Origin of the sequence: Yoonia vestfoldensis SKA53 (assembly GCF_000152785.1) — a bacterium.
Classification (GTDB): Bacteria; Pseudomonadota; Alphaproteobacteria; order Rhodobacterales; family Rhodobacteraceae; genus Yoonia; species Yoonia vestfoldensis_A.
On sequence record NZ_CH672414.1, the window covers coordinates 2,100,714 to 2,124,298 of the forward strand.

General features: G+C 59.8%; 22 protein-coding genes. 11 read left to right on the forward strand and 11 right to left on the reverse strand.

Features of this window, described 5'->3' with window-relative positions:
* The first annotated feature begins 7 nt into the window (after positions 1-7).
* A complete protein-coding gene (locus tag SKA53_RS10200; RefSeq protein ID WP_040483262.1) occupies positions 8-2,092 on the forward strand; it encodes a S9 family peptidase in 2,085 nt (694 codons plus the stop codon).
* A gap of 62 nt (positions 2,093-2,154) precedes the next feature.
* Here SKA53_RS10200 and gyrB read toward each other — a convergent pair whose 3' ends face one another.
* From gyrB to mutM, 8 genes are all read right to left on the reverse strand, one after another.
* Complete coding sequence (gene gyrB / locus SKA53_RS10205; protein WP_040482915.1) at positions 2,155-4,569, reverse strand: DNA topoisomerase (ATP-hydrolyzing) subunit B; 2,415 nt, start codon at positions 4,567-4,569, stop codon at positions 2,155-2,157.
* Between the two features lie 93 nt (positions 4,570-4,662).
* The gene (locus tag SKA53_RS10210) at positions 4,663-5,283 is read right to left on the reverse strand and encodes a LysE family translocator (RefSeq protein ID WP_040482916.1); all 621 of its coding nucleotides are present in this window, start codon (positions 5,281-5,283) and stop codon (positions 4,663-4,665) included.
* Positions 5,280-6,380, reverse strand: coding sequence for a DNA replication/repair protein RecF (recF, locus tag SKA53_RS10215; protein ID WP_007206057.1), 1,101 nt, complete (start codon positions 6,378-6,380; stop codon positions 5,280-5,282). The genes SKA53_RS10210 and recF overlap by 4 nt, the downstream gene beginning before the upstream one ends.
* Before the next feature lie 40 nt (positions 6,381-6,420).
* On the reverse strand, positions 6,421-7,539 hold the full coding sequence (gene dnaN / locus SKA53_RS10220; RefSeq protein ID WP_007206058.1) for a DNA polymerase III subunit beta: 1,119 nt from the start codon (positions 7,537-7,539) through the stop codon (positions 6,421-6,423).
* A 113-nt stretch (positions 7,540-7,652) separates the two neighbouring features.
* Positions 7,653-8,996, reverse strand: coding sequence for a chromosomal replication initiator protein DnaA (gene dnaA, locus SKA53_RS10225; protein ID WP_007206059.1), 1,344 nt, complete (start codon positions 8,994-8,996; stop codon positions 7,653-7,655).
* Between the two features lie 586 nt (positions 8,997-9,582).
* A complete protein-coding gene (gene rpsT, locus SKA53_RS10235; protein ID WP_040482918.1) occupies positions 9,583-9,846 on the reverse strand; it encodes a 30S ribosomal protein S20 in 264 nt (87 codons plus the stop codon).
* A gap of 148 nt (positions 9,847-9,994) precedes the next feature.
* Positions 9,995-10,771, reverse strand: coding sequence for an enoyl-CoA hydratase (locus SKA53_RS10240; RefSeq protein WP_007206061.1), 777 nt, complete (start codon positions 10,769-10,771; stop codon positions 9,995-9,997).
* Positions 10,772-10,832: 61 nt separating this feature from the next.
* Entirely contained in the window at positions 10,833-11,684 is an 852-nt protein-coding gene (mutM, locus tag SKA53_RS10245) for a bifunctional DNA-formamidopyrimidine glycosylase/DNA-(apurinic or apyrimidinic site) lyase (protein WP_007206062.1), read from the reverse strand.
* Positions 11,685-11,769: 85 nt separating this feature from the next.
* On the opposite strand from mutM, the gene ubiE reads away from it, so the two are divergent.
* Together ubiE and ubiB are read left to right on the forward strand one after the other, a co-directional pair.
* Complete coding sequence (gene ubiE / locus SKA53_RS10250) at positions 11,770-12,522, forward strand: bifunctional demethylmenaquinone methyltransferase/2-methoxy-6-polyprenyl-1,4-benzoquinol methylase UbiE (protein ID WP_007206063.1); 753 nt, start codon at positions 11,770-11,772, stop codon at positions 12,520-12,522.
* Position 12,523: 1 nt separating this feature from the next.
* The gene (gene ubiB / locus SKA53_RS10255; protein ID WP_040482919.1) at positions 12,524-14,053 is read left to right on the forward strand and encodes a 2-polyprenylphenol 6-hydroxylase; all 1,530 of its coding nucleotides are present in this window, start codon (positions 12,524-12,526) and stop codon (positions 14,051-14,053) included.
* A gap of 113 nt (positions 14,054-14,166) precedes the next feature.
* Here the strand turns inward: ubiB and SKA53_RS10260 are convergent, their stop codons facing one another.
* Together SKA53_RS10260 and SKA53_RS10265 are read right to left on the reverse strand one after the other, a co-directional pair.
* Positions 14,167-14,823: a flagellar hook capping FlgD N-terminal domain-containing protein gene (locus tag SKA53_RS10260; RefSeq protein ID WP_081440131.1), complete on the reverse strand. Its 657-nt coding sequence runs from the start codon at positions 14,821-14,823 to the stop codon at positions 14,167-14,169.
* 6 nt (positions 14,824-14,829) lie between these two features.
* On the reverse strand, positions 14,830-16,098 hold the full coding sequence (locus SKA53_RS10265; RefSeq protein ID WP_040482921.1) for a flagellar hook-length control protein FliK: 1,269 nt from the start codon (positions 16,096-16,098) through the stop codon (positions 14,830-14,832).
* A gap of 103 nt (positions 16,099-16,201) precedes the next feature.
* On the opposite strand from SKA53_RS10265, the gene SKA53_RS10270 reads away from it, so the two are divergent.
* Both SKA53_RS10270 and SKA53_RS10275 read left to right on the forward strand, forming a co-directional pair.
* Complete coding sequence (locus tag SKA53_RS10270) at positions 16,202-16,495, forward strand: rod-binding protein (RefSeq protein ID WP_007206067.1); 294 nt, start codon at positions 16,202-16,204, stop codon at positions 16,493-16,495.
* Complete coding sequence (locus SKA53_RS10275) at positions 16,488-16,829, forward strand: hypothetical protein (protein WP_007206068.1); 342 nt, start codon at positions 16,488-16,490, stop codon at positions 16,827-16,829. The genes SKA53_RS10270 and SKA53_RS10275 overlap by 8 nt, the downstream gene beginning before the upstream one ends.
* 384 nt (positions 16,830-17,213) lie before the next feature.
* Here SKA53_RS10275 and SKA53_RS10280 read toward each other — a convergent pair whose 3' ends face one another.
* A complete protein-coding gene (locus SKA53_RS10280; RefSeq protein ID WP_007206069.1) occupies positions 17,214-17,609 on the reverse strand; it encodes a hypothetical protein in 396 nt (131 codons plus the stop codon).
* 251 nt (positions 17,610-17,860) lie between these two features.
* Between SKA53_RS10280 and chlG the strand changes: the two genes are divergently transcribed.
* From chlG to SKA53_RS10310, 6 genes are all read left to right on the forward strand, one after another.
* Positions 17,861-18,772: a chlorophyll synthase ChlG gene (chlG, locus tag SKA53_RS10285; RefSeq protein ID WP_007206070.1), complete on the forward strand. Its 912-nt coding sequence runs from the start codon at positions 17,861-17,863 to the stop codon at positions 18,770-18,772.
* Positions 18,769-20,049 carry a BCD family MFS transporter gene (locus SKA53_RS10290; protein WP_007206071.1) on the forward strand — a complete coding sequence of 427 codons (1,281 nt, stop codon included), beginning with the start codon at positions 18,769-18,771 and terminating at the stop codon, positions 20,047-20,049. The genes chlG and SKA53_RS10290 overlap by 4 nt, the downstream gene beginning before the upstream one ends.
* A 3-nt stretch (positions 20,050-20,052) precedes the next feature.
* Entirely contained in the window at positions 20,053-21,234 is a 1,182-nt protein-coding gene (locus SKA53_RS10295) for a geranylgeranyl diphosphate reductase (protein ID WP_007206072.1), read from the forward strand.
* The gene (gene idi / locus SKA53_RS10300) at positions 21,231-21,764 is read left to right on the forward strand and encodes an isopentenyl-diphosphate Delta-isomerase (protein ID WP_040482922.1); all 534 of its coding nucleotides are present in this window, start codon (positions 21,231-21,233) and stop codon (positions 21,762-21,764) included. Before SKA53_RS10295 ends, idi begins: the two co-directional genes overlap by 4 nt.
* Positions 21,765-21,821: 57 nt before the next feature.
* Positions 21,822-22,346 (forward strand): gamma-glutamylcyclotransferase, encoded by a 525-nt coding sequence (locus SKA53_RS10305; RefSeq protein WP_242601256.1) that lies wholly within the window; start codon positions 21,822-21,824, stop codon positions 22,344-22,346.
* A gap of 155 nt (positions 22,347-22,501) precedes the next feature.
* The gene (locus tag SKA53_RS10310) at positions 22,502-23,584 is read left to right on the forward strand and encodes a hypothetical protein (protein WP_007206075.1); all 1,083 of its coding nucleotides are present in this window, start codon (positions 22,502-22,504) and stop codon (positions 23,582-23,584) included.
* The last annotated feature ends 1 nt before the right edge of the window (position 23,585 follow it).

A 23,585-nucleotide genomic window follows, 5' to 3' on the forward strand; every position in this document is an offset into this window, starting at 1 on the left:
AGCCTTGATGTTCAAACATTTGCCCAACGCCCCTTTGGCCGGCAAACGCCCTACCACGGCCACGGCGCATGGCGTCACGCTACGCGATGATTTTGCATGGCTGCGCGCGGACAACTGGCAAGAGGCGATGCGCGACCCCGCCAAACTGCCCAGCGACATCGCGGATTATCTGACGGCCGAGAATGGCTATTACGACGCGGCCATGGCCGATACGGCAGACCTGCAGACCGCGCTGATCGCGGAAATGCGGGGGCGGATCAAGGAAGACGACACATCCGTCCCGCGCAAGAACGGGGCCTATGCCTATGTGATGCGCTACAGCGAAGGGGCCGAACACCCCGTCTATATCCGCACCCCACGCAATGGCGGGGACGAGGTCGTGCTGCTTGACGTCAACGCCGAAGCTGCGGCGCATGAATATTTTGACCTGGGCGCTGTCGCCGTGTCACCCGATCACGAGGTGCTGGCATGGAAGGCCGATACCACGGGGTCAGAGTTTTTCACCCTGCGGCTGCGCGATACCACGACCGGACAGGATAGTGCCACATTGATCGCGGATGTGGGGTCGGTGGCTTGGGCGAATGAAAGCACATTGTTCTATGTCCGCGTCGACGCCCAGCACCGCCCGAACAAGGTGTTTCGCCACACCATCGGCAGCGATCCGGCGGATGACGTGCTGGTTTACGAGGAAAAAGACCCCCGGTACTTCGTCGGCGTCAGCCGGTTGCGGTCGGGGGCCTATGTCCAGATCGCCACTGGCATGAACGACGAAAACGAGGTTTGGGTGATCCCCACCGCCACACCCGATGCGCAGCCTGCGCTGATCGCGGCGCGCACTGAAGGGCTGGAATACGAAATTGACCATCAGGGCGACCAGTTTGTCATCCTGACCAACGCGGGTGGCGCGGTGGATTTCAAGATCGTCACCGCCCCCACAGCCACGCCGCAGCGCGCGCATTGGGTTGATCGGGTGCCCTATCGCGCGGGGCGCATGGTGATCGGGCTGGCCGCCTATCGCGACTGGCTGATCTGGGTGGAACGCGAAAACGCGCTGCCGCGCATATGTTACCAGGGACGGTCAGGCCCTGTGCAAAGCATCGCTTTTGACGAAGAAGCCTATGCTTTGGGGGCCGACCCGAGTGCAGAATACGACACCGACATGTTCCGCTTTACCTATTCGTCGCCCACGACGCCGTCGCAAGTCTTTGACTTTGATCTGTCCAGCGGCGACCGCGTGTTGATGAAACAGGTCGAACTGCCCAGCGGTCACGACCCTGCCGATTATGTCACCCGCCGGATCATGGCGCCATCGCATGACGGCGCGCTCGTGCCGGTCACAATCCTGCACCATGCGACGACCCTATTGGATGGCACTGCACCTTGCCTGCTTTATGGCTACGGGTCCTACGGCGCCTCCATGCCCGCAGGGTTTTCCGCCAACCGGCTGTCGCTGGTGGATCGCGGTTTCATCTATGCCATCGCCCATGTGCGCGGCGGTGAGGAAAAAGGTCGCGCCTGGTACGAGGACGCGAAATTCGGGCGCAAGGTCAACACGTTCCACGATTTCATCGGTGCCGCCCAGTCGCTGATTGACGAAGGTTACACCGGCAAGGGCCGGATCGTCGCACAAGGCGGATCGGCAGGCGGGTTGCTGGTGGGCGCAGTCGTGAACATGGCACCTGACCTTTGGGCAGGGATCATCGCCGATGTGCCTTTTGTCGATGTGCTGACCACGATCCTTGACGACACGCTACCTCTGACGCCCGGCGAATGGTCGCAATGGGGCAACCCGATCGAAAGCCGCGCCGCATTCGACGACATCCGCGCCTATTCGCCCTATGACAATGTCACCGAACAGGATTACCCTGCGATGCTGGTGACGGCCGGCGTGTCCGACCCGCGCGTGACCTATTGGGAACCGGCCAAATGGGTGGCCAAGCTGCGGACCACCAAGACGGATGACAATATCCTGCTGCTGAAAACAAACATGACATCGGGGCATTTTGGCAAGACAGGGCGGTTCGCCGCACTGGAGGATGCGGCACGATCCTATGCCTTTGCGATCAAGGCGGTAGGTAGGATGGTGGGCTAAAAAAGCCCACCCTACGACCACCCCGATTTGAAGAACCGTAGGGTGCGCTTCAGCGCACCATTCTAAAAATCGAGATTCTCGACGTTCAGCGCGTTCGTCTGGATGAACTCGCGGCGCGGCTCAACAACATCGCCCATCAGCTTGGTGAACAGATCGTCGGCTTCGGCCACGTCTTCGACCTTGACCTGCAACAGGGTGCGCGCATCTGGGTCCAGCGTGGTTTCCCACAGCTGGTCGGGGTTCATTTCGCCCAAGCCTTTGTAGCGCTGCAGGGACAGACCCTTTTCGCCTTCTTCCAGAATAGCGCGCAGCAGGTCCAGCGGGCCATGGATCAACTGGCTGCGATCCTTGCGCACCAATGTCGCGGGCAGGTTGTAAACGTCTTGCAGGCTTTGCGTGAAGGTGCCTGTGCGCCGCGCCTCGCCCGACCGCAGCATGGTGCCGTCCAGCGTGCGCACCTCTTCTACGCCGCGCAGGATGCGGGCCAGACGCATGCCTTTGTCTTGCGTGATCCGGCCTTGCCAGCCACGTTCCCATTCCAGCGCGACCAGATCAAGGCGCTGCGCCACGCGGTCGGCAGTGCCTTGCAGGTCGTTTTCCACGACGCCCGGCACGAAGGCACCAGCAATGGCTGCCTGTTCAAGGATATGGCGAGGGTAATGGGTTGGAAACGCTTCCAGCACGCGCTTCAATTGGCGTGCTTCATCGACGATGCGGCGCAGGTCGGCACCGGCAATTTCCTCGCCATTGCCTTGGCGCAGCATGGCGCCATCAATGCCCTGTTCGATCAGATATTCATCCATCGCGGCCTGATCTTTGAGATAAACCTCTGACCGGCCACGCGTGACTTTGTACAGCGGAGGCTGCGCGATATACAGATGCCCGCCTTCGATCAATTCAGGCATCTGGCGGAAGAAAAAGGTCAGCAAAAGCGTTCGGATATGCGCACCGTCCACGTCGGCGTCGGTCATGATGATGACCTTGTGATAGCGCAGCTTATCGATCTTGAATTCGTCGCGCCCGATACCCGTGCCAAGCGCCATGACCAGATTGCCGATCTCCTGACTGCCCAGCATCCGGTCGAACCGCGCGCGTTCCACGTTCAGGATCTTGCCCTTCAGCGGCAGGATCGCCTGCGTGCCACGGTCGCGGCCTGTCTGGGCGGACCCGCCGGCGCTGTCACCCTCGACAAGAAAGACTTCAGTCTTGGACGGGTCCTTTTCGGAACAATCCTTGAGCTTTGAGGCGTTGAAATTCACATCCATCGCGGATTTACGGCGGATTTCGCGGGCCTTGCGCGCGGCTTCACGCGCTGCTGCGGCCTCGACGATCTTGGAGATGATGGATTTCGCGGTCGCAGGGTTTTCCTCAAACCATTCGTTCAGTTTCTCGCCCATCAGGTTTTCAACAGCGGGCCTGACCTCGGAACTGACCAGCTTGTCCTTGGTCTGGCTGGAAAACTTTGGGTCCGGCACCTTGACCGACAACACACAGGTCAGCCCTTCGCGGGCATCATCGCCTGTCAGGGCGATCTTTTCCTTTTTCGTAATCCCGGTTTCGGTGGCATATTTGATAATCGCGCGGGTCAGCGCGCCACGGAAACCGGCCAAATGCGTGCCACCATCGCGCTGGGGAATGTTGTTGGTGAAGGGCAGCACCATTTCGTTATAGCTGTCGTTCCACCACATCGCGACCTCGACCCCGATGTCGTCGCGTTCGCCGGTGACATAGATCGGCGTTTCCATCAGCGGGGTCTTCGAACGGTCCAGATATTTGACGAATTCGCGCACGCCGCCTTCATAGAACAATTCGTTGCGCAAAGGTTCCGCAGGACGCAAATCTTCCAAGATGATCCGCACGCCAGAGTTCAGGAACGCCAGTTCGCGCAGCCTCTTTTCCAGAATATGGAAATCGAAATCGCGGTTGGAAAAGGTGGTCAGCGCCGCAAGAAAAGTTACTTCCGTGCCTTTGCGCCCATTAGCGTCGCCAACGACACGCAGGGATTCCACGGTAAAGCCACCCTCGAACCGGGCATAATGCTCCTTGCCTTCACGCCAGATGCGCAGTTCCAGAAAATCAGATAGCGCGTTCACAACCGACACACCAACACCGTGCAGACCGCCCGAGACCTTATAGGAATTGCTGTCGAACTTGCCGCCCGCATGCAGCTGGGTCATGATCACCTCAGCGGCGGACACGCCTTCGCCTTCGTGGATACCGACAGGAATACCGCGCCCGTTATCGCCCACAGTGACAGAGCTGTCGGCGTTGATCCGTACATAGACATGATCGGCGTGACCGGCCAAAGCCTCGTCAATGCCGTTATCCACGACCTCGTAAACCATATGGTGCAGACCGGACCCGTCATCAGTATCACCGATATACATACCGGGACGCTTACGAACAGCCTCTAAGCCCTTGAGAACTTTGATAGAATCCGCACCGTATTCTTCCGGTTGCTTGTTGTCATCGGCCATGTGGTCAGTCCTGTTCATCTACCCGCAAAATATATGCGGTTTGACGGGGAATGTCACGCGAATGACACCATATTTTGTATGTTAGCAAAGCGCTTAGCTGATGGCGATGACGGCCCCGACCGCAACCAGCAAACAGCCTGCGACAAGATTGATCCGACGCAGCGTTTCAGGTGACTTCAGCGCGCCGCGCATTCGCCCGATGAACCCAGCCAACAGCAGATTGCCAACCAGCGGGATCACAAAACTCAGCGTGCAGATTGCGACGACATCGGTCAGCGTCACCTGCGTCAGATCGAAAAACCCCGGAAGCACCCCCATGTAGAACAGTACCGCCTTGGGATTGCCAAGGATCACGGCGACACCAGCGACAAAGCCCGCCCAGCGCCCCGGCCGCGTCAGGCGGCTGTCCGCGCGCAGCGTATGCCCACCCGACCGTATCAGCCCGATCCCCATGACGATGAAAACGGCAACGGCGATCCATTTCATCACCATCATCACCTCGGCAAAGGCCGAGACCAGCCATGTCACGCCAAGGATCGCAACCAGCGGCCAAAAGATATCACCCAGCGCAACCCCCACCGCCAAGGGCCATGCGGCCGCAAACCCACCCGACAGGGACCGCGCGAGCAGCGCGACCCAGACCGGACCGGGTGTGACGAACAGGATCAGCAAGGCACCAGCATAAAGCATAAGGCCCGAGGCGGTAACGGTCATACTGCGTCTTTGCGCTCCACTGCCGATTGGCCGTGCGTTTCGGTGACTTCGGCGTATTGCGCGCGGGACCCCAGTTCGGCGAACAGTTCCGGCCCCGTGCCTGTCATGAACGCCTGTGCGCCCAGCGCGCAGATTTCATCATAAAGCGCGGCACGGCGGGTGGCGTCAAGATGGGCTGCGACCTCGTCCAGCAAAAGGATCGGCGGCGCGCCAAAGTCCTGCGCCAGCGCGCGCGCATTGGCGAGGATCAGGCTGATCAGCAAGGCCTTTTGTTCGCCGGTAGAGCAATCCCGGGCAGGCACATGCTTGTCTGCAAAAACTGCATCGAGATCCGCGCGATGCGGCCCCAAGAGCGTGCGCCCGGCGGCCATGTCACGACTGCGGTGATCGGCAAGCGCCGATTGTAAATCAGTTGGCAGCGGGTCGGAATAGGTCAGCGTCAACTGCGCGGTAGGAAAGGCGCTGACCGCCGCCGCTTGTGCTGCCATCAGTGCCGCGATCGCCTTTGTGCGGTTTGCGGTGATCTGAGTTGCGGCCGCGGCCATCTGGCCTTCGATTGCCGCATACCAATGCGGATCGCGCACCATATCTTTCAGCAGGCGGTTGCGTTCGCGCATCGCCTTTTCATAGGTCAGCACGACATCGGCATGACCAGGTTCAAAGCTCAGCGTCGCGCGGTCAAGAAACCGCCGCCGCCCGTCGGCCCCTTCGGTCCAAAGCCGGTCCATCGCGGGCACCAGCCACAGCACCCGCGCGATCCGGCCCAAAGCCACCTGTGGCGCTGTCTTGCCGTCGATACGCAGCTGGCGCGGCTGGCCGGCCTCGGCCCAGGTTTCGATTTCATGGACCTGATAAAGCGATTGCAGCACGCCGGTGATCTTCCAGCCCAGCGCCTCTGGCCTGCGCGCCAGATCGTCGGCCCCCGCACGGCGCAACCCGCGCCCCGGTGACAACAGCGACACAGCTTCAAGGATATTGGTCTTTCCCGCGCCATTCGGCCCAAAGATCGCCAAAGGGCGCGGATCAAGGTCCAGCACCGCGCGTTTATGCGACCGCAGATGCGACAGGGTCAGTTGCAAAAGTGCAAGCCCAGTCATGGGCAACGCCGGGTCATGCCGCCAGACGTGTTTTGCCCCGTCACACGCGCATCGGCATGACGACATAGATCGCCGACATGTCGTTGCCTTCGCGCATCAGGGTCGGATCGCCCGAGGAATTGAACATGAAAACGGCGTTCTCGCGGTCCACCTGGCTGGCGATTTCCAGCAAATATTTGGCATTGAACCCAATTTCCAACCGTTCGTCGGAATAGGCGACGGCCAGTTCTTCTTCGGCGGCACCTGAATCTGGCGAATTAACCGACAGGATCAGCCGGTCTTCGTCCAGTGACAGCTTCACAGCGCGCGACCGCTCGGACGACACAGTGGCCACACGGTCCACGGCGCGGGCGAATTCGCTGGCATCAACTTCTAGCCTGCGCGTGTTGCCCTGCGGGATGACGCGGGTGTAATCAGGGAATGTGCCGTCGATCACCTTAGAGGTAAGGGTGATGTCGGGGGTGGCAAAACGGATCTTGGTTTCGGACACCGACACCGCAATCTTCATGTCGTCATCATCCAAAAGCTTGCGCAATTCGCCCACGGTCTTGCGCGGCACGATCACACCAGCCATGTTTTCGGCGCCCATCGGCAATTCCGCATCAATCCGCGCCAGACGGTGACCGTCGGTCGCCACACAGCGCAGGACCTTGCCATTTTCGCCATCGGCCACATGCATGTAGACACCGTTGAGGTAATAGCGCGTTTCTTCGGTCGAGATGGCAAATTTGGATTTGTCGAACAGCCGCCGCAGCACGGGTGCCTTGGCCGAGAAATTGGCCGCGTAATCGGACGAGGCCATCACGGGAAAATCTTCTTTCGGCAGCGTCGCGAGCGAGAAGTTGGAGCGCCCCGCCTCGATTGTCAGGCGGCCTGTGGCGCTTTCCTCGGTCAGGGTGACCAGCGCGCCATCGGGCAGTTTGCGCACGATTTCGTTCAGGGTCACGGCCGACACTGTGGTCGCTCCGGCGCGGTCCACCTTGGCGGGGGCCTTATCGACGATTTCGATATCAAGATCTGTCGCGCGGAAATGCACCTCGTCGCCCTGCGCCTCGATCAGCACATTGGCAAGGATCGGAATCGTGTTGCGTCGTTCAACGACGGATTGAGCCTGCGCGACCGCCTTGAGCAATACCGCGCGTTCAATGCTGAATTTCATGTCCCAATCTCCGCCTGTCTTGTTGCCGGACGAGGCCGGGATGCGAAATCTACTGCATTCCGGCGCGGCCTCAAGTGTTTTGTTTCTGATGCCGACGCCAGCGTCAAGCGCGCCTATGCTTCCAATGCGCGGCGCAGCAGTTCCAGATCATCCGCGATCTGGCTGTCCAGCAATTTCAGTTCTTCGATCTTGCGCACGCCATGCATGACTGTCGTATGGTCGCGCCCCCCAAACCGCCGCCCAATTTCGGGCAAGGACCGGCTGGTCATCTGCTTGGCCAGATACATCGCCATTTGCCGCGGGCGGGCATAATTACGCACGCGTTTCGGCCCGATCATATCGGACAGGCGAATGTTGTAATGTTCTGAAACCTTGCGCTGGATTTCTTCAACCGTGACCTTGCGATCCGACGCTTTAAGCACATCGGACAGGCAATCCTGTGTCAGTTCCAGATTAATCTCGCGGCCGACCAGGGATGCAAAGGCGAACAGCCGGGTCAGCGCGCCTTCGAGCACCCGAACATTGGTCGAAATGCGATGCGCAAGAAATTCAAGCACACCAGGTGCGACCGCCAGACCGGGGTATTGCGCCGAAAACGCATCGACCTTTGATTGCAGGATGCCAAGGCGCAGTTCATAATCAGTCGGGTGCAGGTCAACGACCAGCCCGCATTGCAGCCGCGACCTGATCCGGTCCTCGAGGTCCTTGATTTCACCCGGCGCACGGTCAGCGGAAATGATGATTTGCTTTTGGCCGTCCACCAGCGCGTTGAACGTGTGAAAAAACTCTTCCTGCGTGCTGTCCTTGCCGGCAATGAATTGCACGTCATCGACCATCAGCACATCGACAGAACGGAACAATTGTTTGAAATCCATCATCTTGCGTTCGCGCAACGCGGTGATGAAGCGGTACATGAATTGTTCGGCGGACAGATACAGCACGTTCAATTCGGGCGACCGGCGCTGCAATTCATGCGCGATGGCGTGCATCAGATGAGTTTTCCCCAAGCCCACCCCACCATATAAAAACAGCGGGTTAAAGGTGACAGGCCCACCGTCGGCGACGCGGCGTGCGGCCGCATGGGCCAGTTCGTTGGGCTTGCCGACCACAAAGGTATCAAACGTAAACCGTGCATCCAGCGGAGAGCCGGAAATGTCGTCCACATTTACAATGCGGGCAGTGGGTTTCGGCGCAGGCTTTAGCGTGACCTGTGCGCTGACGGGTACCTTGAATTGCAGGCGCTGCACATCTTCGCCCTGCTGGCCCAACTGATAGATGATCTGATCACCGAAATTCTGGGATACATAATTGCCGATGAAATTGGTCGGGACATGGAAGACGGCAACGCCATCAGCAAGTTGGGCAAATTCCAGTGGTTCGATCCAGTTGGAATAATTGTTAACCCCAAGTGCCCCCTTGAGTGTCAGAAGCACCTTTGCCCAGATATCGTTCGTCATTCTTTTCTTTACCCTAACCCCGCACAACCCCACAGCAGAGCCGCACCCATCCTCGCGATGTCACATCAGCGCCGAAAACGGCAATCTCTTCGCCCGAGGTCCCCACCCCAACCGAAATGCCATTTGTCAAACTAAGGTCCATTCAGGGCACACGACGAAAAGTCGCGCACCAAAACGGCAGACGAATGGTGACACAGCAGCACAGAACATCAAAGAGCAGCCCTTGATGTCCACACAGACACAAATGTCGGGACCCTACGTTGTCGCAGTGTACCCCCGTCACATTTGCATGAAGGCCGACCCTTTTATTCTGACAGCAGCCGCCACAGCAATGGGCGCACGGATGTCAAACTGGATCGATCCCCCCATGTCCCCCCGGAACGATGTGAATCGCTGGGTCAAGCTAGCAAGGGGTTTGGGGCTGCTTCAACACAACAACGTGCTTGACTCTGACTTTACCTAAAAAGAATCTCTGGCCTCTGGGTTTTGCGTCAAAATCTTGGCCAGCCTGCAACACCTGCACAAAAAAAGACGCGCCCCAAAAAAGGACGCGTCTTGTCAAATCTGGCCGATAGTCGCCGGTGGTTCAGCCGATCGCTTTGACACGGGCCGACAGGCGCGACATTTTCCGCGCTGCGGTGTTCTTGTGAACAACGCCTTTGGTCACGCCGCGCATCAGCTCTGGCTGGGCAGCGCGCAATGCTGCGATTGCGACGGTCTGATCGCCAGTTGCGATTGCCTCTTCGACTTTGCGCAGGAATGTGCGGATGCGCGAACGGCGCATTTTGTTAACCTGGAAACGAGCGTCGTTCTGACGGGCCCGTTTTTTGGACTGTGGTGAGTTTGCCATGGGTCTTTCCCTTCGTCGGGTCAAATTAAAACTGTTAAGCGCAAAAAGCCCCGACCGGGTTCAGTACCGGTGATTCTGGCCTAAGCGGGCCTCTCGCGCATGTGGTGTCGGCATTAGTGCAGTTTTCCCGCAAAGGAAACCCGAAATATCAACGATCGCGGAACTGCGCCTCGCGCTTTTCCAGAAAGGCAGTCATGCCTTCGGTCTGGTCATCGGTGGCGAACATCGACTGGAACAGCCGGCGTTCGTACTGCAGCCCTTCGGCCAGCGTGGTCTCGAAAGCCCGGTTCACCGCATCCTTAGCCGCGATTGCCGCAATCTGCGACTTTGCAGCGATCTTGACCGCAGCCTTGCGCGCCTCGCCAAGCAGATCCTTGGCGGGGACAACGCGGCTTACCAGCCCGCTGCGCTCCGCCTCGGCTGCATCCATGAAACGGCCTGTCAGATGCATGTCCATGGATTTTGATTTGCCGACGAAACGGGTCAGGCGCTGGGTACCACCCAGCCCCGCAATGACACCAAGGTTGATCTCGGGCTGGCCGAATTTCGCGGTATCGGCGGCGATGATGAAATCGCACATCATCGCCAGTTCGCATCCGCCGCCCAGCGCATAGCCTGCGACAGCAGCGATAATCGGCTTGCGGGTGCGGTTGAAACGGTCGGTTTCATTCTCAAAGAACCGTGTTGTGTAAAGATCGACGAATGTCTTGTCCGCCATCTCGGCAATATCCGCACCTGCGGCGAATGCCTTTTCCGATCCGGTGATGATGATGCAGCGCACCTTGTCGCTGGTGTCGGCCTCTTCCAGCGCGGTGCATAATTCGCGCAGCAGATCGCCGTTGAGCGCATTCAGCGCGTCGGGCCGGTTCAGCGTGATGGTCGCCACGTCGTCGCGCGTATCCACGATGATGTTCTCGTAAGCCATGCTGCCGTCCTTTGCTGATGGTCAGGCCTTTGTGCTTAACAAAGGCTGCGGCTGGTTCAAGTTATCTTTGGCATTGCGCACAAAAGAAAGATGACCGGCCCGATTGTACGATTCGGCTGATCGGGCGGGCACAGTCTGGGGTGACACAGGGCGCGCCTTCACGGTCATAAACCTGAAACCCGTGCTGGAAATAACCCAACTCACCATCACTTTGCCGGTAGTCGCGCAGGCTTGATCCGCCCGCGGCGATCGCCTCGTGCAGCACATCGCGGATCAGCGGCACCAATGACGCCACCCGGCGCGCGGCGATTTGACCCGCCTTGCGCCGTGGGTCGATACCCGCGCGGAACAGCACCTCGCAAACATAGATATTGCCCAGACCTGCCACGATCCGCTGGTCGAGCAAGGCCGATTTGATCGGCGTGTTGCGCCCTTTCAGCCGGGCGACCAGGTAGGTTTCGTCGAACGCATTGCCCAAGGGTTCCGGCCCCAGATCGCGGATCAGCCAGTGATCGTCCTGCGCTGCTGTCGGCATCAGGTCCATCGCGCCGAAACGGCGGGCATCGTTAAACGTGATCCGCGCGCCACCATCCATATGCAGGACAACGTGGTCATGTTTGGCGGGTGCCGGATGCGGGTGGTAGAATGCGCCCTGTGCCGCCCCGGACACCAGAATCCGGCCCGACATGCCCAGATGGATCAACAATGTCTCGGCACTGTCCAGATCGACCAGTATGTATTTCGACCGCCGCCGCAGACCCAGAACGCGCCGCCCGGTCAGACGATCTGCCATGTTTTCAGGGAAAGGCCAACGCAGGTCGGGGCGGTTCACCTCGGCCTTTGCGATCAACTGCCCTGTCATGACGGGGGCTATTCCGGCCTTGACGGTTTCGACCTCGGGCAATTCGGGCATGGCGGACTTTCTATCGGCAGGTCGGCGTTGTAAGCCTTTGTCTGCGCCCTATAGTTGGGACGAGCGCAAAGGACCACAAGCACCGATGACCGACGATACAGAAAAGACCACCCATTTCGGTTTCGACACCGTCCGCGAAGATGAAAAGGCAGGCCGCGTGCAGGGCGTGTTTTCCTCTGTCGCCAGCAAATATGACATCATGAACGACGTGATGTCCGGCGGTATCCACCGGATCTGGAAAGATGCCATGATGGATTGGCTTGCCCCACGACCCGGGCAGCGGTTGCTGGATGTCGCAGGCGGCACCGGCGATGTGTCGTTTCGGTTTCTCAAACGCGCGGGGCGCGGCCATGCGACCGTGCTGGACCTGACCGAATCCATGCTGGTCGCCGGGCGCAAACGCGCCGAAGCGGCACAGATGTCCGACAGCCTCGACTGGGTCGTGGGCGATGCGATGGCCCTGCCATTCGAGGCGAACACCTTTGACGTCTATACGATTTCTTTCGGGATCAGAAACGTGACCCGTCCCCAAGACGCGCTGGCCGAGGCGTTTCGCGTGCTCAAGCCCGGCGGGCGGTTGATGGTACTGGAATTCAGCCAGATCCCGAACCCGATGTTGCAGGCCGCCTATGACGCCTATTCGTTCAACGTGATCCCTCGCATGGGCCAGATCATCGCAGGCGACCGTGACAGTTACCAATATCTTGTCGAATCGATCCGGCAATTCCCCGATCAGGACACTTTCCTTGGCATGGTCCGCGATGCAGGATTCGGGAATGCGAAGTACCGCAACCTGACCATGGGTGTCGCCGCGCTGCACTCAGGGTGGAAGATTTAGGGTGCGCGGACCTCACAACATCATCCGGCTGATCCGGACCGGGGCGACGCTGGAGCGTACCGGTGCAATGAAGGTGATCCTTGACGCCTTTGATGTCGGGTTGTTGCTGCGCATCACGCTACGATCCTTGGTCTGGCCGTTCCAATGGCTGGGCTACAAGGGCGATCCGTCGATGCCGCCCGCGCCCCGCGCGCTGACGGCACTTGGCCCTGCTTACATCAAATTCGGGCAGATCCTGTCGACACGCCCCGATGTCGTCGGTGAGGACATGGCCGTGCAGCTGCGCGTGCTGCAGGACAAGCTGCCGCCCTTTTCCATGGCCGAGGCCAAGGCCGAAATCCAGCGCGAGCTGGGGATGCCCGTGGAAAAGCTGTTTTCCACCTTTTCTGCCCCCGTCGCCGCCGCATCACTGGCGCAGGTCCACAAGGCCCATCTGGCCGACACGGGCGAAGCTGTCGCCGTCAAGATCCTGCGCCCCGGCATCGAAAAGGCATTTCGCCGCGACATTGACGCGTTTTATTTTGCGGCCCGCACGATCGAGGTGCTGTCACCCTCGTCGCGCCGCCTGCGCCCGATGGATGTGATCACCCATTTCGAAGGCGTGGTAATGGGCGAACTTGATCTGCGGCTGGAAAGCTCTGCGGCAGCCGAATTCGCCGCCAATACCAAGGATGATCTGGGTTTCACCGTGCCACAGGTGCGCTGGCATCTGTCAGGGCGGCGGGTGATGACGCTGGACTGGGCCGAAGGAATCGGGATCGGGGATAATGCAGCACTAGATGCCGCCGGACACGACCGGCGGGCGCTGGCAGACCGTGTGCTGGGGTTATTTTTGAATCATGCGCTGCGCGACGGCTATTTCCACGGCGACATGCACCAGGGGAATCTCAAGGTCAGCGCGACCGGAGAGATCATCGCCTATGATTTCGGGATCATGGGGCGGATCGACGAATATACCCGCCGCGTTTATGCCGAAATCCTGTTCGGGTTTATCCGCAAGGATTACCAGCGCGTGGCCGAAGTGCATTTCGAGGCGGGTTATGTCCCTGCCAACCGCGACGTCGATGAATTCGCCCGCGCCCTGCGCGCAGTGGGCGAACCGATATTTGGCATGGATGCCAGCCGCATTTCGATGGCGCGGCTTTTGGCCTATCTGTTCGAGGTGACCGAGCGTTTCGGCATGGAAACCCGCACCGAGCTGATCCATTTGCAGCGCACAATGGTCGTGGTCGAAGGCGTGGCCCGTTCGCTCGACCCGCGGATGAATATCTGGGAAGTCGCGAAACCTGTGGTCGAAGACTATATCAAGCAAAGCATTGGGCCAAAGGCCCTGCTGCGCGACCTTGGCCGCACGGCAATGATCCTGTCGCGGTTCGGCCCGCAGCTACCGCGTCTTGCCGAACAGGCGTTGATCCGCCTGAACAACCCCGCGCCCGAACCCAAACCACAACGCCGGATCGCGCGCCTGTCGTGGATGGCGCTGGGGGGCGTGTTGGTTGGCGGTGCAATGTGGCTTGGCCAGATGATGTAGCGTGTTGGATTATGTCGTGTGTGTGTCCGTCCGCCAGTGCCTTGGTTGGCGATTTGCGCGCCATAATCTGCGGTGATTTGTCCATGAGGACCGCAGACACGCATCGTCACTGATCATGACGGACTGCGCAGAGCCGTCACGTCGCCTACTCGAATCATGATACCGCCATGTGCGACAAGGCTGGTTTGACCGGCAAAAGACTGGACCTCTGTTACCGTGTTATAGGTCTCGACCGGGTTTTCACCCAAAACCTCACCATCGCTCAGGCTCGCAAAGGCGAAGCTGTACACACCATCTGGTACCACGACCCCGTTGCGGCCGACACCGTCCCATTGCACAGGATCGGTCGTGGCGGGTGACGCAAAACGGTGCACCACGGCTCCGCTGGCATCGCGAACAACAATTTCGCCTGCGGTCGCAGCCGCCATAGGGTTGGGATGCAATGTGACAGGCGCGCCATCAAAATAGACGGGCGCAGGGGCGCGCACCTCCTTGCCGACCCAGGAAGCCAATCCGGAAACTCCGATTTGCAACGAAAGCCCCCGCAACAGATCGTTCGTCAGTACGGCCTGTTCAACACCTGAAAATGTCGCCAACTGCGTCGCGAAATCCGCTGATTCAACTGGATTGAGCGGATCTTGATTTTTCATTTGCGCGGTCAGCATTCGCAAGAAGGTTTCAAAATCCGAACTGATCGCAGATTGGGACTCCGCTACCGACGGCGAGCGATTCGTTGTAATGGCGCTGCTAGATTGAGGGATTTCCATCATTTCTCCTTAAAGGCGCAGGTCAAGGCCGCCACGCGGCTGCCGCATGCCCGTTTGTTCAGGCGCCTGTGTTTCGGTGGTATCCTCGGCATTTTCGGTCAACGGACTGGCGTCATGGCGCGCCTCGTCCTGTGTGCGTCCGTCGCCGAAATCAAAGGAAATATCGTTATATCCAAGGCTGCGAAATTCCTGTGCCAAGGTATCAATGTGACGCCGCAGCAAATCGGCCGTTTCTGGCCGTTCGGCGTTGATATGCAACATAAGGGTACCATCGGTCAGCGACATGCTCATCCGGACCCGCCCCAATTCTTCGGGGTTGAGCGCGATTTCGGTCGGTTGCCCCGCGGTCTGCGTGATCGTGACGGCCAGCTGCTGCGCAACATGACGGGCAAGACCAGGCGCAGATTGCGCTTCCGACGTTTTGGCCACGCCCGAAGCCGTGTCGCCAGCCGGGGCAAAGGGCAAGGTGGATTCGTCACCACCCAGAGCAGCGTCCACCTTGGGGTCCAGCCCTTTGACAATCGGGATCACAAGTTCAGGCCGCTTGATCGCTGTGGCAACAGGCGACATTGGCACTGTCCGATCCATGACGGTTGCTGGCGGCAAAGGCTCGGGGATGTCGCGCGTCGCCAGCGGCGCAGACGAAGGCATCTGCGCCGCAACAGGCGACGGCGCAATTGTTGGCTGAGCCGCAACAGTACTCGCGATACGCGCAACTGGTGCGCCCTCCTTGATGGCGGTCTCGCGCTTGGTCGGACCAGCATCTGTATCAGCCAAACCGGCCCGGGCAATTTCCTCTGCGGATACGGGCTGACGCGCACCGGGCAGCACCGTCACCAGCGCTGCTACATCAGCCGCATCGGCAGGCGGCGGTGCTGCGGGCGCGGCTGGCTGATCGAACATCATCTGGATCAGTGCATGTTGGGTGATTTTAACCGGCAGGCGGGGGTCACCCGCAGGCAAGAAGGGAACGGCACCTTTCTGGTCAGGGCTGCCAGCAATCTTCACAGGCTCCGCCGTTGTAAGCGGCACCAAATCAGCACCCATTTCCCCCGTCACGTCATCGGCAAGCATCAGCATGTCCGGATCAGAGCCCACAGATACTGTCTGGTCAGGGGGCATGATCACCACCTCGATCAAAGGCTGTGGGTCAACCGCCGCCAATCCGGCAGCGGCATCATAGGTCAGTTGAAAATCGTTCTGCCCTGCCAGCGCGACAGCCCCTGCAGGGGCCACAGGCAGCGCCGACGCGGCGGGGATCAAATGGGGCACAAGCATGCAATGTCCTGTCAAATAAAGTTCGACAGCTTGTGACATAAGAAAATTACTGAATGTTTACGGCTTTATCGCAGGATGAAAAAAATCACTGACGGAGCCGGACATGACCATCATCCCCGTATTGTCACCCCCACGGGGGCCGATCGCCATACCCGAATCGCTGCGCGGCGATACCAAACTGCGCGAAGCCGCTCAAAAACTCGAAGCAACGTTTCTGGCGGAAATGCTGAAATCGGCAGGGCTCGGGACCAGCCGACCAGCTTTCGGCGGCGGCATCGGAGAGGATCAGTTTTCATCCTTCCTACGCGATGCACAGTCGATCGAGCTGGCAAAATCAGGTGGAATCGGGCTTGCCGAATCGCTGTTCAACGCAATGAAGCGCAGCATTGATGCGTGACCCTACGGTATCCGAATTGCGCAGCGTGTTAGCGGCAGAAACTGCAGCGATCCTTGCCGGGCAATATGCACAGCTTGACGATCTGGCCGCGCGCAAGGACCAGCTGTTCAACGCATTGCAACAGGCGCCGCGCGCGGCGGCGGATCTGCGCGCGATATCGCGGATGCTTGCGCGAAACCAGGCGCTGCTCGCGGCAGCATTGAAAGGCATCAGCGCGGCGCGCCTGCGGCTGACGGCGCTCAAGGCGGTGCGTGACGGCTTGCAGGTCTACGATCAGTCAGGGCGCTTTGCAGCCAGCCCTATCACACGGCCTGATCTGGTCAGGAAGGCCTGATTTGACTCGAATTGGCTGAATCAGCGTTCTGGAGATTAATCCGTTGTTCAGAATCCAACGATTAAGTCACAGCACTGCCCGAATGGCAGGATGACAGGCACCAAGGTGCTCGGATCAACGTCAGAATGGCGCGACAACCTGCATATCCGCAGCTTTATGAACCAACCCGGCGCAAAGCGCCTTATGAAGGACCTACAATCATAGCGACCTTCCAAGCGCCACCGTGGTGACCGCCGCCAGAGATCACCTTTTTACGTTTTATGATCGTCGGCGTGTTTTTATCTTTTGTCATCCCGCACCTCTGCCACCCGGTGCCACGTTTAGCTTCACGGGTGTGAAGAGGAAATTAATGCCGCAATACGATTAAAATATCAGGAAATACGCTCAGGAATCGCGCAATACCCCTGTCACCGATCCTGCGACGTGGCGCGCATAGCATTGGTTGATGCCTGTGCGCGCCTCGGCCGCCGACGCGATGGTCGCCAGCAAGGCCTGCGACAAAGCAACGAAAGCGATGCCATATTCCTTACTGGCGTCGCAATTCTGAAGATCCTTGATCAGCGTCATCTGATCCCGGCGCGCATCGCCAAGTTGCTGGATCAGGTCTGCCAACACATCATCGGGCGGCATGATCCGGTCGGCAAGACGCGAGAGCAGCCCATGCTGGCGGCGAAGTTCTGTTTGCAGCACCGGATCGTCCGCAGCATCCAGTCGCAGTTGCAGGTCAACAATCCGGTCGATCAGGTCGGCAGGGTCGGCCGGGACAAGAATATCGTTCATTTGAACTGTTCCACTTCGGGTCACGTCAGAAGGCCGGTCGTGCGGTTGCAGGCCGCGCCATGCGACAAGACCGTAAACGGAAATCCTTGTCAAAAGACCCACCGTACGGTGGTATTGACACAGCACTTGATCGGTTAGGGATTTTGTGGCAACCGCCGCGCGCCACGGCCATCCGCAACGCGACCGATTGGCGCAGTGTAAGCTTTAGTTTACACTTGCTCTGACCACTACTGTCATCTTAGACTGACAGTATGAGCGTCATGTCCGATCTTCCGCTAAACCGTACCACGCGCCGCTGGCCAGAGCCGCGGGCGATGGTGTGGTTGATAAAGCCTGTCACGTGGTTCCCGCCAATGTGGGCGCTGCTCTGCGGGATCGTATCCTCGGGCGCAGCCTTCACTGGCAATTGGACCCTGATTCTGCTGGGCGTGCTGTTGGCCGGCCCGATTGTCTGCGGCATGAGCCAGGCCGCCAACGATTGGTGCGACCGGCATGTGGACGCGATCAACGAACCTGACCGGCCGATCCCGTCAGGGCGGATACCGGGGCGCTGGGGCTTGTGGATCGCGCTGGCGATGACGGGGCTGGGGCTGGGTGTCGGCTATACCTTGGGGCCTTGGGTTTTTGGCGCGACGGTTCTGGCTGTGCTAGCGGCTTGGGCCTATTCGGCGGAACCGGTGCGCGCCAAGAAATCGGGAATCTGGGGGCCAGCGCTTTGCGGGCTGGCATACGAGACGCTGCCATGGATCACGGGGGCGGCTATCCTGACATCGGGTGCCCCATCTGTGCCTGTCATCATGATTGCCGTCCTTTACGGGCTGGGCGCGCATGGGATCATGACGCTGAACGATTTCAAGGCGGTCGAGGGCGACCGCGCCATGGGCCTGCGGTCCTTGCCCGTCACGCTGGGGGCTGACCGCGCGGCGCGGGTCGCCTGCTGGGTCATGGCGGTGCCGCAGATCGCGGTTATCGGGTTGCTGGTCACTTGGGGCTATCCCTTCCACGCGCTGGGCATCGGCGCGATGCTTGCCGTGCAACTGGCCGCGATGCGGGTGCTGTTGCGCGATCCATTGGGCAAGGCGCAATGGTATCAAGGCATGGGCATCCTGTTCTATATCAGCGGCATGATGATCGCTTCCTTCGCATTGGGGGCGATGGCATGAACCTGACTTGGGTCCAAATTATCCGGCTGGGTCTGGTGCAGATGGCGCTGGGCGCGATTGTTGTACTCATGACATCAACGCTGAACCGGCTGATGGTCGTGGAACTCGCCCTGCCTGCGGTGATCCCCGGCATGCTGGTGGCGCTGCATTACGGCGTCCAGATGTCGCGGCCCAAATGGGGCCATGCATCTGATGCCGGTGGGCAGCGCACGCGCTGGATCATCGGCGGGATGGTGGCGCTGGGGGCAGGCGCCATGGCCGCAACTGTCGGGCTGGTGGTGCTGGAAGCCTCTTTTACATGGGGCATGGTTCTGTCCATCGCCGCCTATGGGCTGATTGGCGTCGGCGTCGGCGCGTCGGGTACATCATTGCTGGCGCTACTGGCGACCACGACTGCGCCACACCGGCGCGCGGCGGCGGCGACGATCACTTGGCTGATGATGATCTTCGGGATCGCCATGACGGCAGGCATCGTCGGCACGCTGATCGACCCTTACACCCCGCTGCGCCTGATCGAGATCGTGGCCGCTGTTGTCCTGATCGCCATCGGCGTCACCACCCTTGCCGTCTGGGGCATCGAACGGGGCCTGAAAGTCACCCGCGAGCCCGACCCTACCCCGTTCCGCGAAGGGCTGGCCGAGGTTTGGGCCGAACCAAAGGCGCGCAATTTCACCATGTTCGTGTTTTTGGCGATGACCGCCTATTTCATGCAGGAACTGATCCTAGAACCCTATGCAGGGCTGGTTTTCGGCCTGACGCCGGGACAGACCACGTCGCTGTCGGGCGCGCAGAACGGCGGCGTGTTTATCGGCATGCTGACCGTGGGCATCATGGCAACGGGGCTGAAAATCGGGGCGCTGCGCAACTGGGTCATGGCGGGCTGTCTGGGCTCGGCGGGCGCGCTGGCCATCATCACCCTGCTGGGGCCATTGGGACCGGGTGCACCGATCCTGCCAGCTGTCATGACGTTGGGTTTTTTCAACGGCATGTTCGCCGTCGCGGCGATCGGGTCGATGATGGCGCTGGCAGGCGAAGGCCGCGAACGCCGCGAAGGAACGCGGATGGGCCTTTGGGGCGCGGCGCAGGCCATCGCTGCCGGTTTCGGCGGACTGGTCGGGGCAGCGATGGCCGATATCCTGCGCCTGACGCTGACCGATACCCAAGCCTTTGGCGCGGTGTTCCTGTTCGAAGCCAGCCTTTTCATTGCTGCCGCAGTCGTGGCCGCCAAAATCATGGACCGCAAGATGCCGTCCGCAACACTCGTTCCGGGAGAATAGCCAATGCAATATGATGTCGTCGTCGTAGGTGCGGGGCCTTCCGGGGCCACTGCCGCCGAAGATCTCGCCCGTTCCGGCCACAAGGTCGCGTTTATCGACCGCGAAGGCCGGATCAAACCCTGTGGCGGGGCGATCCCGCCCCGCCTGATCGCGGATTTCTTTATCCCCGATGACCAGATCGTCGCCAAGGTGAACACCGCGCGCATGATCTCGCCTACCGGGCGGCAGGTCGATATCCCGATCGAGAACGGCTATGTCGGCATGGTGGACCGCGAACATTTCGACTCATTCCTGCGGCAACGCGCGCAGGATGCGGGCGCGCACCGTTATGCCGGTACGTTTACCAAGATCACCCGCGACGCAGATGGCACTCATGTCGTCTATCGCGACAAGATCAGCGGCAATGACATGCGGCTGACGACGAAACTGGTGATCGGGGCCGATGGCGCGCGGTCCAATGTCGCGCGCGCGGAAATCAAGGATGGCGACAAGATTCCCTATGTGATCGCCTACCATGAGATTATCGAGGCCCCCGCCGCCAATGCGACCTATGATCCGCTGCGCTGTGATGTGGTCTATGACGGGCGCATCTCGCCCGATTTTTATGGCTGGGTTTTCCCGCATGGGGCGCAGGCGAGCGTCGGCATGGGATCGATGCTGAAATCTGTCGATGTCAAACAGGCAACCGCCGATCTGCGCGCGGCATCCGGCCTGACCGATTGCAAGACGATCCGCCGCGAAGGCGCGCCGATCCCTCTCAAACCACTGGATTGTTGGGACAATGGTCGTGATGTCGTGCTGGCCGGTGATGCGGCGGGTGTCGTCGCGCCGTCGTCTGGCGAAGGCATCTATTACGCGATGGTCGGCGGGCGTGTGGCGGCGACTGCTGCGGCGGCCTGCCTTGCATCCGGCAGGGTCAAGGATTTGCAATTGGCGCGCAAATTGTTCATGCGCGAACACAAGCAGGTGTTCCGCGTTCTGGGGGCCATGCAGAACGCCTATTACCGCAGCGATGAACGGCGCGAACGGTTTGTGTCCCTGTGTCATGATGTCGACGTGCAAAAACTGACGTTCGAGGCATATATGAACAAGAAACTGGTAAAGGCCCGCCCCATGGCGCATTTGAAAATTGGGATCAAGAATCTCGCGCATCTGACGCGGCTAGTGTCGCCGCTGCGGACGTGACAATCATGATCCCGGCCTGGGTGAACGGCAAACTGCAACCGGTGGAAAAGCTGGACGCGCATCAGCGCGGGCTAAAACACAAGGCCGTCAGCGTCTTTGTGATGAACCGCGGGCGGGTGCTGATTCAGCAACGCGCGCTGGAAAAATACCACACCCCGGGGCTGTGGGCGAATACCTGTTGCACCCATCCGGAATGGAACGAAGACCCCGCCGCATGCGCGCTGCGCCGTCTGGACGAGGAATTGGGCATCACCGGGTTGTATCCGACGCACCGCGACCAGATCGAATATCGTGCCGATGTTGGCAACGACCTGATCGAACATGAACTGGTCGAGGTCTATGTCGCCGATGCGCCGAACAATCTGCGCATCACCCCCAACCCATCCGAGGTGATGGCGACGCGCTGGGTGGACTTCTATGACCTGTCCGCCGATGTGACGCGCCACCCCGAGCATTATACCCCATGGCTGCAAATCTATCTGCGTGATTATCAGGATGCGATCTTTGGCGATCTGATGCGCGCGGTCTGACCCCTTTCCGTCAGCGCCTAAACGGTGTTTATGGGCATGACAGGAAAGGGCAGTTTTATGTGGGTTTTCGGATATGGGTCGCTGTTGTGGAACCCAGGCTTTACGCCGGTGCGGCGCGTCACCGCACGCCTGCCCGATTATCACCGCAGCTTCTGCATGCTGTCGATCCATCATCGCGGCACACCCGACCATCCGGGCCTTGTGCTGGCGCTAGACCATCAGCCCGGCGGGCAATGCACCGGCGTCGCGTTTCAAGTAGCACCGCAGGATCAGGACGAAGTGCTGGCGATGCTGCGCGAACGCGAATTGGTATCATCGGCCTATGTCGAACAAGAGGTTCCGCTAATCTGCGACACGGGTGACCAGGTCACGGCACTGGCCTATGTCGTGGACCGCACCCATATCCAATATTGCCAGTTCGATCTGGAACAGCAGGCGCAGATGATTGCCCATGCGACAGGCGGCCGTGGGCCGAATACAGAATATCTTTACAACACTGTCACCCATCTGGCCGAGATCGGGATCAAGGATGCCGACATGGCATGGCTGGCAGACAGGGTCCGTGCCTTGACGGCAACATAAGATCACTACGATTTTGTTTGGGTTGGTCCCTCTGCCGCCATATGCTGCTATGGGTGCAGTGACCGACCCCCAGATAAGGATGAACCTGCGTGTCAGACAAACGGGCAGCCAAGGCAGCGCCGCAGTTTTCCCAGCCGATCCGCCAGCTTTTGTTCATGTTGATCGTGATTGGGCTGCTGGGCGCGGGGATCTACCTTGGGCTTGAACAGATCACCGCGATTTACCTGTCAAACCCCTATCTGAACGGGGTGATCCTGGGCGTTTTCGTGCTGGGGGTGCTGTCATGTTTCAATCAGGTGTTTCTGCTGATGAACTCGGTCCGCTGGATCGAGCTGTTCGCGCGCGAAACCGGCGGGCATAGTTTTACCGCAGCACCGTCCTTGCTGGCGCCATTGGCCACATTGCTGCGGTCGCGCGGCGCGCGGACGCAGGTTTCGTCAAGTTCCGGCCGGTCGATCCTCGATTCTGTTGCCCAGCGCATCGACGAAGACCGCGAGATAACGCGCTACATCGGGAATTTGCTAATCTTTCTGGGGCTTCTGGGCACATTCTATGGGTTGGCAACCACCGTTCCTGCATTGGTGGAAACCATCAAATCGTTGAACCCTGGTGACGGCGAATCCGGTGCTGACATCTTTGGTCGGCTGCAGGTCGGTCTGGAAAACCAGTTGGGTGGGATGGGCACCGCCTTTTCCAGCTCTTTGTTGGGGTTGGCGGGGTCTTTGGTGGTTGGCTTGCTGGAACTTTTCGCAGGACATGGGCAAAATCGGTTCTACCGCGAACTGGAAGAATGGATGTCCACCATCACCCGCGTCGGTATTGACGGCGACGACAGCGCTGGCACGGGCGGGGCCGCAACCACGGCCATGGTCGAACAGATGGGCGAAGTGATGGACACGATCCAGCTGCTTTTGGCACAGAACGAGGCAGACCGCGCCGCGACTGACAACCGCTTCCAAGCGCTGGCCGAGGCGATTACGACGCTGATGCAGGTCACAACCACGCAAGACACATCCGCCTCTCTGGCCCGTGTGGCCGACGGACAGGCCACGCTGATCCAGAAACTGGACGACAGCGGGATGGACGGGATCGATGCCGAAAGCCGGATGCGGCTGCGGTCGATCGACGTGCAATTGCTGCGGATACTTGAAGAGCTTTCCGCAGGTCGGCAGGAAAGCATCGGCGCGCTGCGGCATGATCTGGCCACCCTTGCCAGCGCAATACGGGACAGAGGCTGAT

Coding starts and splice junctions, on each gene's coding strand:
- SKA53_RS10200 (WP_040483262.1), top strand. CDS start 8: ATGTTCAAACATTTGCCCAACGCCCCTTTGGCCGGCAAACGCCCTACC.
- gyrB (WP_040482915.1), bottom strand. CDS start 4,569: ATGGCCGATGACAACAAGCAACCGGAAGAATACGGTGCGGATTCTATC.
- SKA53_RS10210 (WP_040482916.1), bottom strand. CDS start 5,283: ATGACCGTTACCGCCTCGGGCCTTATGCTTTATGCTGGTGCCTTGCTG.
- recF (WP_007206057.1), bottom strand. CDS start 6,380: ATGACTGGGCTTGCACTTTTGCAACTGACCCTGTCGCATCTGCGGTCG.
- dnaN (WP_007206058.1), bottom strand. CDS start 7,539: ATGAAATTCAGCATTGAACGCGCGGTATTGCTCAAGGCGGTCGCGCAG.
- dnaA (WP_007206059.1), bottom strand. CDS start 8,996: ATGACGAACGATATCTGGGCAAAGGTGCTTCTGACACTCAAGGGGGCA.
- rpsT (WP_040482918.1), bottom strand. CDS start 9,846: ATGGCAAACTCACCACAGTCCAAAAAACGGGCCCGTCAGAACGACGCT.
- SKA53_RS10240 (WP_007206061.1), bottom strand. CDS start 10,771: ATGGCTTACGAGAACATCATCGTGGATACGCGCGACGACGTGGCGACC.
- mutM (WP_007206062.1), bottom strand. CDS start 11,684: ATGCCCGAATTGCCCGAGGTCGAAACCGTCAAGGCCGGAATAGCCCCC.
- ubiE (WP_007206063.1), top strand. CDS start 11,770: ATGACCGACGATACAGAAAAGACCACCCATTTCGGTTTCGACACCGTC.
- SKA53_RS10260 (WP_081440131.1), bottom strand. CDS start 14,823: ATGATGGAAATCCCTCAATCTAGCAGCGCCATTACAACGAATCGCTCG.
- SKA53_RS10265 (WP_040482921.1), bottom strand. CDS start 16,098: ATGCTTGTGCCCCATTTGATCCCCGCCGCGTCGGCGCTGCCTGTGGCC.
- SKA53_RS10270 (WP_007206067.1), top strand. CDS start 16,202: ATGACCATCATCCCCGTATTGTCACCCCCACGGGGGCCGATCGCCATA.
- SKA53_RS10275 (WP_007206068.1), top strand. CDS start 16,488: ATGCGTGACCCTACGGTATCCGAATTGCGCAGCGTGTTAGCGGCAGAA.
- SKA53_RS10280 (WP_007206069.1), bottom strand. CDS start 17,609: ATGAACGATATTCTTGTCCCGGCCGACCCTGCCGACCTGATCGACCGG.
- chlG (WP_007206070.1), top strand. CDS start 17,861: ATGAGCGTCATGTCCGATCTTCCGCTAAACCGTACCACGCGCCGCTGG.
- SKA53_RS10290 (WP_007206071.1), top strand. CDS start 18,769: ATGAACCTGACTTGGGTCCAAATTATCCGGCTGGGTCTGGTGCAGATG.
- SKA53_RS10295 (WP_007206072.1), top strand. CDS start 20,053: ATGCAATATGATGTCGTCGTCGTAGGTGCGGGGCCTTCCGGGGCCACT.
- SKA53_RS10305 (WP_242601256.1), top strand. CDS start 21,822: ATGTGGGTTTTCGGATATGGGTCGCTGTTGTGGAACCCAGGCTTTACG.
- SKA53_RS10310 (WP_007206075.1), top strand. CDS start 22,502: ATGTTGATCGTGATTGGGCTGCTGGGCGCGGGGATCTACCTTGGGCTT.